The organism is Anaerolineaceae bacterium oral taxon 439, assembly GCA_001717545.1.
In the GTDB taxonomy this organism is placed as follows: Bacteria; Chloroflexota; Anaerolineae; order Anaerolineales; family Anaerolineaceae; genus Flexilinea.
This window is the reverse complement of the sequence record CP017039.1, coordinates 2,708,443-2,720,526: the sequence shown is the minus strand read 5'-3', so window position 1 is coordinate 2,720,526 and position 12,084 is coordinate 2,708,443. Positions and strand designations below refer to the sequence as shown.

General features: G+C 51.7%; 11 protein-coding genes, 1 tRNA gene and 1 other annotated feature. Of the genes, 9 read left to right on the top strand and 3 right to left on the bottom strand.

Annotated elements, in window-relative coordinates:
• Positions 1-13: 13 nt before the first annotated feature.
• Genes BEQ56_11980 through BEQ56_11970 form a run of 3 tightly spaced genes read right to left on the bottom strand, consistent with a single transcriptional unit; the run spans position 14 to position 1,706 of the window.
• A complete protein-coding gene (locus BEQ56_11980) occupies positions 14-763 on the bottom strand; it encodes an ABC transporter permease (GenBank protein AOH44121.1) in 750 nt (249 codons plus the stop codon).
• The gene (locus tag BEQ56_11975; GenBank protein ID AOH44120.1) at positions 760-1,485 is read right to left on the bottom strand and encodes an ABC transporter ATP-binding protein; all 726 of its coding nucleotides are present in this window, start codon (positions 1,483-1,485) and stop codon (positions 760-762) included. The genes BEQ56_11980 and BEQ56_11975 overlap by 4 nt, the downstream gene beginning before the upstream one ends.
• Positions 1,482-1,706, bottom strand: a complete 225-nt coding sequence (locus BEQ56_11970) for an AbrB family transcriptional regulator (GenBank protein ID AOH44119.1) — start codon at positions 1,704-1,706, stop codon at positions 1,482-1,484. Before BEQ56_11970 ends, BEQ56_11975 begins: the two co-directional genes overlap by 4 nt.
• 183 nt (positions 1,707-1,889) lie before the next feature.
• Positions 1,890-2,019 (top strand) — a binding site (FMN riboswitch).
• A gap of 63 nt (positions 2,020-2,082) precedes the next feature.
• Between BEQ56_11970 and BEQ56_11965 the strand changes: the two genes are divergently transcribed.
• The 9 genes from BEQ56_11965 (at position 2,083) to BEQ56_11925 (ending at position 12,072) form a co-directional block, all read left to right on the top strand.
• Complete coding sequence (locus BEQ56_11965; GenBank protein AOH44118.1) at positions 2,083-2,877, top strand: hypothetical protein; 795 nt, start codon at positions 2,083-2,085, stop codon at positions 2,875-2,877.
• A gap of 70 nt (positions 2,878-2,947) precedes the next feature.
• Positions 2,948-3,922, top strand: coding sequence for a hypothetical protein (locus BEQ56_11960; protein ID AOH44117.1), 975 nt, complete (start codon positions 2,948-2,950; stop codon positions 3,920-3,922).
• Between the two features lies 1 nt (position 3,923).
• Positions 3,924-4,709, top strand: a complete 786-nt coding sequence (locus tag BEQ56_11955) for a hypothetical protein (GenBank protein AOH44116.1) — start codon at positions 3,924-3,926, stop codon at positions 4,707-4,709.
• A gap of 67 nt (positions 4,710-4,776) precedes the next feature.
• Positions 4,777-4,849 (top strand) — tRNA-Glu (locus BEQ56_11950).
• Positions 4,850-5,123: 274 nt separating this feature from the next.
• Entirely contained in the window at positions 5,124-5,639 is a 516-nt protein-coding gene (locus tag BEQ56_11945) for a hypothetical protein (GenBank protein AOH44115.1), read from the top strand.
• A complete protein-coding gene (locus tag BEQ56_11940) occupies positions 5,629-6,816 on the top strand; it encodes a hypothetical protein (GenBank protein ID AOH44114.1) in 1,188 nt (395 codons plus the stop codon). Before BEQ56_11945 ends, BEQ56_11940 begins: the two co-directional genes overlap by 11 nt.
• A gap of 12 nt (positions 6,817-6,828) precedes the next feature.
• A complete protein-coding gene (locus tag BEQ56_11935) occupies positions 6,829-7,878 on the top strand; it encodes a hypothetical protein (GenBank protein ID AOH44113.1) in 1,050 nt (349 codons plus the stop codon).
• 179 nt (positions 7,879-8,057) lie between these two features.
• Positions 8,058-10,016, top strand: coding sequence for a hypothetical protein (locus tag BEQ56_11930; GenBank protein AOH44112.1), 1,959 nt, complete (start codon positions 8,058-8,060; stop codon positions 10,014-10,016).
• Between the two features lie 70 nt (positions 10,017-10,086).
• A complete protein-coding gene (locus BEQ56_11925) occupies positions 10,087-12,072 on the top strand; it encodes a hypothetical protein (GenBank protein ID AOH44111.1) in 1,986 nt (661 codons plus the stop codon).
• Positions 12,073-12,084 lie beyond the last annotated feature (12 nt).

Genomic DNA, 12,084 nt, shown 5'->3' with positions numbered 1-12,084 from the left:
TAATGCTTATATTTTATGATTTTTCTCCATTCATTTTACGATTAAAAGCGATAATAGCGAGAGTGAAAATAACGATAGTATATCCTGTTACGACGACCAAATGAGGAAAAATCTGCCTGAAATCACCGCTTAAACTTATCTTTATTGCTTCAGTACTATGATAGAACGGCAAAATATTTGTTATTGTTTTGAAAACGCCGCCTATTAAATCAATTGGAATAAAAACTCCAGACAGCCAACCTGCAATATTGGTTAATAATGCTCCGCAAACACCACCGACCGCTTTATCATTCAAAATGCTGCCAAAAAATAAACCCGTACCAACAAAAAACAATGAAGTTAAGGCTGTCATCATAATCGCAAAAAGGATATTGGTATTTATATCAAGTCCAAAAGCTCCCGCCGCCCATAAGGTTATTGCAGCTTGTACGACCGTCATAACTATCATAGGTAAAGTATAGCCTAAAATAAAATCCGTCGCAGTCATAGGAGATGTAAACAAACGCATTAAGAAAGAAGATGTACGGTCTTTTGATAACAACATACCTGCAAATAATGCCATAAATACGCTGCCGAACATTGCCAAGCCCGGCGCGAGATTTTTTATTTGAAACATCGTGTTTTTCGCTTCGGATGGTATAGCAGAATTGAGAATAGACAGCAGGACTAACAGAATAAGCGGAAAGCCAAGACTAAAAAAGAGATTAATAGGGTCGCGCAAAATCTCTTTGATATTACGTTTTGCAAATAGAAACATTCTCATAGCACACCTCCTATAAGCTCAACAAAGGCATCCTCTAATTTAGAAGTACCCGTTTGCGTAGTTAATTCTGTTACGGTTCCCACAGCCGTTAATTGTCCCTTTGCCATTATTCCCACACGGTCAGATAAATTTTCGACCTCATCCATATAATGGGTTGTAAGAATTATCGTAACTTTTCCTTTTAATGATTTGATGGAAGCCCATAGTTCACGACGAGCCAGGACATCGAGTCCTAAAGTTGGTTCATCTAAAAACAAAATTTGAGGTTCTGAAATCAGAGCCATAGCAATAGAAAGACGACGTTGCATTCCACCCGATAAATCTTTGGCTTTTTTATTCAATTCATTTTCCAAACCAAATTTTTGCGCTGTTTCATGGGCTTTTTTATTTGCCGTTTTACGATCCTGTCCATATATTCCTGCAATAAGTTCTAAATTTTCTAAAACAGATAAATTTGCGGCTACTGCCGTTTCCTGTGGCGAGATATTGGTTTTTTCATTTATTGCATGAGGATTCGCGATAATGCTGTCGCCAAGAAGAAAAGCATCGCCGCTTGTGGGTTTTATCAAGCAGGATAACATTTTAATCGTTGTCGTTTTCCCCGCTCCATTTACGCCAAGCAGGGCGAATAACTCGCCTTGCTCAATTGTCAAATTAAGATTATTTACGGCGACTATTTTTCCGTATTTTTTTGTAAGCTCTTTAATGATAATAGCATTCATTCTTTGTCCTCCTTTGGCGCATCTTGATTGAAAATCGTATCCATCAAATGTGCGAACATATCTTTAGGTGGAATGGCGATACCTTTGTTTATATCCGCAAGAACGATTAAAGTATCGCCGGGTTTAATGTTGAAAATATCACGGGCTTCTTTAGGTATAACAAACTGTCCCTTTTCTCCTACCTTAACAGTCCAAGCATATTTTCCCTCTGGGTATTTCATTTTCCTGCCTCCTGGTTTTAAGTATGATTTGTATGATTAGTATAACGGAAAAACTTTTGCGGTCAAGAAGCTGCGGCAATAAATCAAAAAAGGACTTGACAACCCACATTCCTGTGGGATCGGCCCCGACGTCAGGATTTTTTTGCGGCGTTACCACGTTTTGCGGTAAAATTCAATAGAAAAGAAAACCTTTGGGGCAGGGTGAGGCATGAGCCGATTCCCGACCGGTGGTATAATCCACGCGCGCCGTACGCGGCGCTGATCCGGCGCAATTCCGGAATCGACGGTAGAGTCCGGATGAAAAAAGGCAGCGCGAATTTGCGGACGAAGTCCTGTTTTCGAATCAGAAGCTCCAGGGATTGGAGTTTTTTTATTGATGAATGGACGAATCGGGCCGAAGCCCCGGCCGATAAAAGAAAATCGCTTTGCGCGGTTTATTCCGCCGCTTTCCGTTCTTTTGGGGTTGGCGATCTGGGAATCCGCTGTCCGCTTCAGCGCGTTCCCGGCGTTTATCCTCCCGCCGCCGTCGCTGATCCTCGCGCGCTTCGGCGTATCGCTGAAATCCGGCGTGCTGGTCTCGAATATGGGCGTTACCTTGATGGAGATCGCCTTCGGTCTGGCGATCGGGATCGGCGCGGGCGCGATCAGCGGCTTCTTCCTGGCGCATCATCCGGCGCTGGAGCAGGTCCTTTATCCGTATATCGTCGCGACGCAGGCGATCCCGTTAGCGGCGGTCGCGCCATTATTTATCATCTGGCTGGGTTCAGGATTAGCTCCGAAAATATTGATTTGTTCTCTGGTCGTGTTTTTCCCGATTCAGGTCAGCGTCGTCGCTGGTATTCGGGAAATTCCGCGGAATTACCGCGACGTCCTGACGTCGATGAACGTTGGACCGATTGCAGTGCTGCGGTATCTGGAGATTCCGGCGGTTATGCCGTCGTTTTTCAACGGACTGCGGATCAGCGCGACGCTGAGCGTTTTGGGCGCGGTTGTCGGCGAGCTGTCCGGGGCGAAGTCGGGGTTGGGCTACCTGATTAATACGGCGCGGGGGCAGTATGATACGGCGATGGTTTTTGTCGCGGTACTGACGCTGATGGTGATGGCGATAACGCTGTACCAGGCGATCGCCCGACTGGAAAAACGCGTGCTGCGCTGGCAGGCGGTCAAATAGCTGCGTTGACGATGCTGAAGTACTTTTATAAATGAATCAAAGAGGTTATCAGGTGAAAAAGAAGTTAACGATGATCTATGTTGTGCTGGCGGCCGCGCTGGTTTGCGCGCTGCGGGTCGGGTATGCCGCGGAGGAAATTACGCTCCCGGTCGGGTTCGTTCCCAACGTTCAGTTCGCTCCGCTTTACGTCGCAGTCGAAAAAGGGTTCTTCGCTGATGAAGACCTGAGCGTGACGCTCGATCATAATATGGAAATCGACACAGTCGCGCTGGTCGGGGCGGGGTCGATTCCGTTCGGGATCTGCTCCGGGGAACAGGTTTTATTGGGCCGGAACCAGGGACTCCCGCTGGTTTACATTGCCGAATGGTACCGGCGGTATCCGGTCGGGATCGTTTCGCTCGCGGAAAAAGGGCTGACGACGGTTGAAGCGCTCAAGGGAAAAAAGGTAGGGATCCCCGCGTTGTCCGGCGCGAGTTATATCGGGTTGGAGGCGCTGCTTCAGGAGGCGGGCATGCGCGATCAGGATCTGGCGCTGGAAGCGGTCGGTTACGCTCAGGTGGAGCTGCTGACGACGGACGCTTTGGATGCCGGCGTCGTGTACACGACGAACGAACCGGTTCAGCTGGAAGCGCTGGGGGAGCAGGTCCATTTAATCCGGGTCGCCGATTCGGCGGAGATGGTCTCGAACGGACTGATTACGAATGAAGCGGTCATTCGCGAAAATCCGGCGCTGGTCGAGCGCATGACGCGGGCATTTTTACGCGGGATCCAGTATACGCTCGATCATCCGGAGGAAGCGTATCAAATCTGTTTGCAGCGGATCGAGAACCTGAAGGATGTCGCGGATCAGGAGCTTCAGAAGCGGGTCCTTGAGGAGACAATGAAACTGTACGCTGCGGACGGTCGGCCGTTGGGCGCGTCAAATCCGGCGGCCTGGGAGACGATGGCGGAGGTCATGCGCCGGATGGGGTACCTGACGGCGGATATCGATATTCACGCGGCGTTCACGAACGATTTCATTCCCGCAGCGTTGGCGGGAGAATAAAATGAGCCGGACGACGATCCGAATCCGTCAGCTTTCGGTTCAATTCGAGGGGGCCGACGGCGAATTTCAGGCGGTTTCAAACGTCGATCTGGCTGTTCATCCTTCGGAGTTCGTCTGTATTCTGGGCCCGTCCGGCGCGGGGAAGAGCACGCTGCTCCGCGTCATGGCCGGCGTTCTCGCTCCGACGGAAGGGACGATCACGGTTCAGCGGGACGACGGCCCGGAGCGGCGCTGGAGCCCGGACGATCCGTCGCCGACGCGGGCGCTCGTATTTCAGAATTCAAACCTGCTGCCCTGGATGAGCGCGCTGGAAAACGTGACGCTCCCGCTTCGGATTCGCGGCGTTTCGAAGGCGGAAGCGGAAGCGCGCGCGCTGGACTGGTTCGGGCGCGTCGGTCTCCGGGGTGTCGAAAATGAATGGCCGGAGACGTTATCCGGCGGTATGGCGCAGCGGGTCGCGATTGCGCGGGCGCTGATCCAGGAGCCGGAGTTGCTGCTGCTGGACGAGCCGTTCGGCGCGCTCGATTCGCTGACGCGCGATACGCTGACGTTGGAGCTGATGCGAATCTGGGAGGAGGCGCGTCCGAGCGTCGTCATGGTAACGCATTCGGTTTTTGAGGCGGCGCTTTCAGCGGATCGGATCCTGATTTTTTCGCCGCCGCCGGGCCGGATCACGGCTGACGTCAGAATTGATTTGCCGCGGCCGCGATCGTCCGAGCTGCGTTACGATCGGGAGTTCCTTGACCTGACGCGGCGGCTGCGCGCGTTGATCGGCGCTGCGGGGTGAGGCAGAAGCGAAACAGGAATGATTTAAACGTTTTTCGGGAAAGCTGTGGTAAAATCTTATTCGCTTTGCCCCCATCGTCTAGCGGCCAAGGACGTGGCCCTCTCAAGGCCAAAACAGGGATTCGAATTCCCTTGGGGGCGCTTGCGTAAAATCCTGTTTTTCTCCTGTTTTTGATGGTACGTCCGCGTTGTCGGACGTTTTTTCGTTAATAATCGAGTGTTTAGGTAGGCGATATCCGATCGTCGCTTTTCGGCCTTATATCCTTCGATTTGGATCGAATGGATTTCGGTTTGCGCGATCATATTGATTGCAGGGCTTCACCTTTGACGTAGTCCATTCGATTTTTTCGTCTTTTAAATTAAGGCGGAAAGGAGAGCATTCTTGAAACAGGAAACAGCAACGATACCACGCCGCATGCCGTATGGCCTGTTTGAGGCGAAGGTCAGTCCGTACGAAGCGTATCTTAAAAAGATTATTTACGGGATTATCCGGACGCCCGACGGCACGGACGACCTCTATTGTGAAGTTCTGCAAAAGATTTATTTTGCGATGGACAGCTGGTCCGGTGCCAATTTCAAAGCCTGGATCGCGCGGATCGCCGTGAATCACGCGATCGACACGAAGAAAAAGTGGCGCGGAGAACAAGATTGGCTCAGCTTGGACGAGCTTGACGAAGACCGGGTCCCGTCGCCGAATTCGCGCCTTCCTGAAGCGGAAATTATCGCCGATGAGACGCTTTCAGAGGTGCGGCGGCTGATCGGCGAACTGGATGAACTTTACCGTGTTCCTTTGGAGATGTATTACCGAACCAACCGCTCGGTCAAGGAAATTGCCGCGGCGTTGGAACTGAGCCCGCGCACGGTCGAAACGCGAATTTACCGCGCGCGTCAGATGATTCGCGAGAAATGGAGGAATACTAATGCACATTGAAGCGTACGAATGGGCGCTGTACCTGAGCGGGCAGCTGTCGGAACGGCGGATGTCCGAGATGGAAGCCCATCTGAAAGAATGCGACGTATGCCTTGAAACGTATGCCGCGTTGGCCGCGGGAGAGGGAGCAAAACCGGCGCGGTTCCGATTTTTACGGCCTTTTACGCGCGGACGCCGTCCCGTTTTCGGCGCGATCGCGGCGGTCTGCGTCGTTTTACTGATTTTTTTGTCTACGCCGACCGGAAAAATCGTCTGGGCGGAATTGACGCAGTCGCTGCGCGAGTGGTTCGCGATTCAATCGCATCCCGAACTGGTCGAGACGCTCGACGTTCCGGCAGTAAGCCATCATGGCGTTGAGATGAAGTTGGAAGAGGTGCTGATCGAGGATAACCGGGTGTATTTTTCGGTATTCGTAAGCGCCGGCAAGGAGATTACTAACTTTACACATCAGATCGGTATTGTTCAGGACGGACTGACGATTGGGAATCAATCCTTCGCTTTGAATCAAGAATGGTGGTACCAATCACAGCATTTGGGGTATTCCGACGAAAGTGATCCGAAATCGAGGATCATGATTATTTTGCGCGCGGATGTTGCGAAGGAATTCCTTACCGACGGCGAGATTCCCATGAAATTGCAAATCGATTCGATTTCGGATTATTCAGACAGTCCCGGAACACATCTTAATGGTCCTTGGGTCTTTGAATTTACGGTCAACGGAAAGAAAGCCAAAGACCTGACGCGCACGGTTGCCATTGACCGTACATTTACCGGCGACCGACGAACGTATACGGCGGTTGAAATGCTTTTTTCCCCGATTCGTTCACGGATTCGCGTTCAACGTTTTTTGAAGGTGGAACAATTTGTCGGCGAAATTTATGGACACAAATTCTGGTCCTCCGACTCGCAGGGAAATTTATTGGGGTTTGTCCTCCAGGACGGTCACGGAAACCGGGCTGAAATATCTCGCCGTGACATTGACTACACCTCTGAAATCGAAGAGCTGCAGGAATGCGTTTTTTATTCGGATAGTGAAAATAACGGTTGGGAATGGCTTAAAGACGCCGAGTCTGTGACGCTGACGCCGTATATTGTAACGCTTGCCGGACCTCAGGGTAATGCGCCCGGGATTGAGCGTTTCCATGCGTTGGAACCAATCAATGTCAGTCTGAAATAGGAGAGAGAAGATATGAAGAACTATCGACTGTTCGTCTTTTTGTGTGCCATGCTGATGTTGTTGTTTGCTTTGACAGCCGTGACAGCGCAGAGCGATCTCGAAAAATTCATGGAGGATTTTGAGCCGGATTATCCGACATCAGACAAAACATTTTTATCAGGAATGGATACAACAAGTCCGTATGCAAAGCCGGTGCGTCAGGCGGTAACGACGGATGACGGCGTTGTCATTATGCTCGATAAAGTCCTCGTTACCGAGGACGATGTCACTGTTTCCGTGTTGCTGGGGGTGGAACCGCGAGGTGAGAATTGGGCGGCTCCAAGCAGTTTTCAACTTGGACTCTCAATGATGGAAGTTACGCCGCACATACCGTATCCGCCGGATTATTTTGAAATAATTCATGGCGGAGTCGGCGGAGGCGGGCCGATTCTGAATAAAATCCATGACGATCCGTTTGTTGTTTACGATTTTATTCGGAGTGAATTGATGTTCGATGACGGGTACGTCTCGCCGAAAGATCCGATGCATATTAAGGTTACGATTCTAAAGTATGAGATATGTTGGGACGTTGTTGTTATTGATGATTATTCCGAGCCTCGCTGTTTTAAAGAAAACGGTCCTTGGAATTTTGAGTTCGATACGGATGGCGCGGAATTAGCCGCGAAAACGAAAGAATTTGAGATGCATGAAACGTTTGAAATCGACGGGAAGAAGTTCTCGTTGGATCGACTGCGTTTTAATCCGTTCCACATCATTCTTTTCACAAGCGGACGCGGCGCAAATCGTGGATATCAGGAAGATTCTATTTATGGTCTTACGGCTTTCATTGAAGCGGACGACGGGACGCAACTCCGTCTTTTTGAGCGTAGTAATCCCTATAATGGATTTGATAGAAAGATTGTTGCCGAAGCGCTTAATGAATCGTTAGAAAAAACGAAAGCCTTGAAAGTTATGTTCTGCCTGAATCGGATCAACGGCGAACCGCCGAAAGATTACGATTGGGAGAGTATCAGGTTTTATACCTGCGATCCGGCGTGGAGCACGGTCATCGATCTCGAATAACGCTCAGAACGCATCGCCAGAATTTTAAGAAAACGTTGGAACTTTTTTTACGAATGAAACGTCTATTACAATGGGGATGTTGTACGCAGGCAGGGCTCGTCCCCTAAGGACATGACGATGCGCGATCGGGCGTGAACGGGTCGCGCGCAGGTTGATCGTTCGCAAGTAAAGGAGTTGTCATGAATCGAAAAACTTATCTGTTGCTGCCGCTTTTATGGGTCATATTCGGTTGCTGTGTGCTGGCGGGCGGGGTTTTCGCGGAAGACGCGGACTACGTCCCGCTTCGGGAGTGGTTTGACTTTGAGGATCCGGAGGGACTGGTTCAGGCGATCGATCTTCCGCCGGTAACGCATCATGGGATCGGGATCGAATTGCGTGAGATCCTGATTGAAAATCATCGGGTCCACCTCTCGATCATGGTCAAATCTGATCGAATTGAGGATGTGAATTCGCTGCAGCTTGGTCATATTGAGAATGGGCTGAGGATCGGGCTGCTTGATTTTTTTGATTTGTATGGGAGTTCGTCAAGTTCAGCCGCGTACGCGCTTTTCCCGGACGGAAAACGGGACGGCGCGGTTCAGGTCGTGCTGACGGCTGTCGTCCCGGAATCGTTATTGAGCGGCGATAAAGTCCCGATGCATCTGGCGATTGATAAGATCTATATCCCGGATGAGGGAGGCTTGCTGGGCGTCGATTTACACGGGTTTTGGTCGTTCGATTTTACGGCGGACATGACGAAACCGAGAGAGCTGACGCGCGGATTTGAACTCGATTACCCGTTCGTTGGAGACGGGGAATTATTTACGGCGCTTACGCTGACTTGTTCGCCGATGCGCGCGCGGATCAGCGTCGAACGAATGCTTCCGAAAGAAGTTCTCGAACGAGACGACTTCGAGAAAGGCTCCTGGCTTTATTCGACGCCGGGGAATTTACACGGTTTTATCGTTACGGATGAAAACGGGAATCGGATCGAAGCGGCGTATCCCGAATATGACTATCTTTCGGAACAACCGAAACCGGTCGTCGAGATCGATTATTTTTCGACGGCCGAGAATAACGGTTGGGCATGGCTTAAAGAGGCGAAAGAAATTACGGTGACGCCGGTCATGACGTCCCTTGCCGGGCCGCAGAATATGGAAGCGGACGGCATAGACCGCTACCTGCCGCTGGAACCGATTCAGGTAAAAACCGCGTCGGAACCGACCGAAATCGAAACGTTTATGGAGGATTTTGAGCCGGATTACACGTTATACGGGGGGCTCGACACGCGGAACGCGTATGTTAAACCGGTGCGTCTGATGCAGACGACGAAAAACGGGCTGACGGTCATGCTCGATAAAGTTCTTGTCACGGAGGACAATATTTATATATCTGTCCTGATGGGAATCGCGGAGAAGAACGGGAAGAATCTCGTTGTTCCGTCCGATTTCCAAATCAACGGATATGATATCGACGTTTCGCCGGTCGTCCCATACCCGCCGGATTATTTTGAAATCAAACTCGGCGGCGGAGGCGGCGGAGGCCCGTATATCAACGTTGTCCATGAAGATCCGCTGGTCGTTTACGACGGAATTGGCAGGAACCTGATGTACAGTGACGGATATGTGTCTGTGAAAGATCCGATGCATGTCAAAGTCCGGATACTGCGGGTGGAAGTCTGCTGGGATGAAGAAATAGCCCCTCAACGGTATACGTCGGCCTGTTATACTGAAACGGAACCTCTGACGTTTGAGTTTGACACCGACGGCGCGGAGCTGGCGAGGCTGACGAAAGAGATCGAATTAGACGAAACGGTCGACGTCGAAGGAACCGAAATAAAGCTGAACCGGCTGCGCTTTAATCCGATGGAGCTGATCCTTTTTACCGGTGATTTAAAGTGGGACGGATCCTATTCGAACGCGTATGTTGAGACGGATAACGGGACGCGGCTGCGATTGAATCCGCGTTCCTATCCGTTTTCAGGTTTTTCCTTAAAAACGGTTGATCCGGACGAAATCGCGGCATTGGAAAAAACGGAGAAGCTGAAAATCGGCTTCTGCGTCCCCGACCCGGAAAAGGTTCCTGCCGGTTATTATTACTCCGATCTGGATTACTATATCTGCGATCCGGCGTGGAGCGCGGTCATCGACCTCAACTGAATCAGGATCAGCGGGCGGTTCATTCGGGCCGCCCGCATGTTCTTTTAAGTCAGGGATAAGGAGAAAGCGAATGAAAATAAAATTGAACGTTTATCTGGTATTGCTATTGGTTCTGGCGGCGCTGATCGCCGTTCCGACGGCGGGCTACGCCGAAGACGGGGAACCGTATCAGCCGTTGGCAAAGTGGTTTGGGGTTGAGGACGGGGACGACGCGGGCATGATTCAGCAACTCGATCTCCCGGCGCAGGTTCACTACGGAATTGAAATTCAGCTTCGAGAAGCCCTGCTCGACGGAAATCAGCTTTATTTATCGACGTACGTCGTCTCGGACCGGATTGAAGACCTGTACGATTTACAATTCGGATCTGATGTAAACCTGCTTTGGCTGGGGATGGAATCTTTTCCGCTGGAAGGGTTTGACCGATACGATTCGGCGCTGTCCGACGAATCGGAGATCCTGCGCCCCGGCGCGATGCAGCTGGTCCTGACGGCGGAGATTCCGGACGAATTCATTCATGGCGACGAACTGGATCTGTCGCTCAGTATTTCAAAAATAAGCGCCAGGACGGAAGAAGGATGGATTGAATTCGGCGGAAGCTGGTATTTTAATTTTTTGCTGGATCTCGACGCGAGATGGAAGTCGGTACGGAAAATCGCGGTCGATCGTCCGATCCTGGTCGACGATCGATTGATCGTGATCGATACGCTGACGCTGACGCCGTTCGGCGCCCGGGCAGCGTTGACGCTGCCGATCGTGCGGCAGGGAAAGGCTGGGACGGATGCGGACCGGCGCCAGGACCTGTATAACAGCTCGATGCTGGGATTCGTCCTGTCGGACGACGAGGGGAACCGGACGCATTTGGACACGGAGGTTTATACGTATTGGGGGGGGCCGCCGGACGAGGATACGCCGCTTCATCGGGGCTTCAGGACCGACGCGGAGGCTAACGGCTGGAGCTGGCTGAAGGACGCGGAATATGTAACGCTGACGCCGTATGTCGCGACGTCCGCGGGGCCGAGCCAGGGCGGCGAAGGGATCGAACGGTATATGGCGCTGGAGCCGATCCGGTTGGCGGCCGGAGATTTCCCGACCGAACTGGATCGGTTCATGTTCTCGTTCGAGCCGGAGTATATCGTTGAAGATCCGCTGCTTGGTTCGCTCGATACGTCGAGCCCATACGTGAAGCCGGTTCGTCATCTGCATGAGACGAAAGCTGGAACGGCGCTGATGCTGGATAAGGTTCTGGTGACGGAGAACGATTTATTCGTCACGGTTTTAATGGGGCTTCCGGAGGCCCTGGATCAGGAGCCGTCCGATTTTCAGATCGGTTCGTACACGATCGAAGTTGGGCCGCGGATCCCGTATCCCGAAAATTATTTCAAGCCGCGCTATGGAGGCGGCGGGGGCGGCGGTCCATACCTGCATAAGCTCAACGACGACCCGTTTGTGGCGGTGGACAGCGTCCGGAGCGACCTGATGTTCTTAGACGATTACGTTTCGGCCAGCGATCCGATTCAGGTCAGGCTGACGATTCAAAATTATCAGGTTTGCTGGGGCAAGTCCGAGGCGGAAGAGGACCTGTACTTTGATTCGCATTGTTTCCGGGAAAACGGCGAATGGACGTTTGAGTTCGAGACCGACGGGGCGGAGCTGGCGGCGAAGACGGAAGAGTTTGATTTGGACGAGACGCTGACGGTCGGGCAGGGTGAATTGTCGCTGTACCGGCTGCGCTTTAATCCGATGCAGCTGATTTTCTTTGTCGAGATTGAAAATTCGAACTGGGCAGACGATGGAATGGATGCGATTTTCGCGAGGACGGATGACGGGAAGACGATGCGCCTGGAATATGATGATGCGCCATTCAGGCGGTTATCCAGGAAAATCGTCGATCCCGAGCTGATCGCGTCGCTGGAGAAGACGGAGACGCTGACGCTGTTCGGCTGCGGCTATCCGGAGTTCTCGGACTACACGGAGTTCCCAGAGGATTTTGATCCGGAGGATCCGAAGTTTTACGACTGCGAGGGCGCGCAGGACGTCGTGATCGCGCTTCCGTAACGTTCCACGGAA

What these genes read in the sequence shown, in the direction of transcription:
- BEQ56_11930 (AOH44112.1), top strand. Translation starts at nt 8,058, where the DNA reads ATGAATCGAAAAACTTATCTGTTGCTGCCGCTTTTATGGGTCATATTC.
- BEQ56_11965 (AOH44118.1), top strand. Translation starts at nt 2,083, where the DNA reads ATGAATGGACGAATCGGGCCGAAGCCCCGGCCGATAAAAGAAAATCGC.
- BEQ56_11960 (AOH44117.1), top strand. Translation starts at nt 2,948, where the DNA reads ATGATCTATGTTGTGCTGGCGGCCGCGCTGGTTTGCGCGCTGCGGGTC.
- BEQ56_11975 (AOH44120.1), bottom strand. Translation starts at nt 1,485, where the DNA reads ATGAATGCTATTATCATTAAAGAGCTTACAAAAAAATACGGAAAAATA.
- BEQ56_11970 (AOH44119.1), bottom strand. Translation starts at nt 1,706, where the DNA reads ATGAAATACCCAGAGGGAAAATATGCTTGGACTGTTAAGGTAGGAGAA.
- BEQ56_11945 (AOH44115.1), top strand. Translation starts at nt 5,124, where the DNA reads ATGCCGTATGGCCTGTTTGAGGCGAAGGTCAGTCCGTACGAAGCGTAT.
- BEQ56_11925 (AOH44111.1), top strand. Translation starts at nt 10,087, where the DNA reads ATGAAAATAAAATTGAACGTTTATCTGGTATTGCTATTGGTTCTGGCG.
- BEQ56_11980 (AOH44121.1), bottom strand. Translation starts at nt 763, where the DNA reads ATGAGAATGTTTCTATTTGCAAAACGTAATATCAAAGAGATTTTGCGC.
- BEQ56_11940 (AOH44114.1), top strand. Translation starts at nt 5,629, where the DNA reads ATGCACATTGAAGCGTACGAATGGGCGCTGTACCTGAGCGGGCAGCTG.
- BEQ56_11955 (AOH44116.1), top strand. Translation starts at nt 3,924, where the DNA reads ATGAGCCGGACGACGATCCGAATCCGTCAGCTTTCGGTTCAATTCGAG.
- BEQ56_11935 (AOH44113.1), top strand. Translation starts at nt 6,829, where the DNA reads ATGAAGAACTATCGACTGTTCGTCTTTTTGTGTGCCATGCTGATGTTG.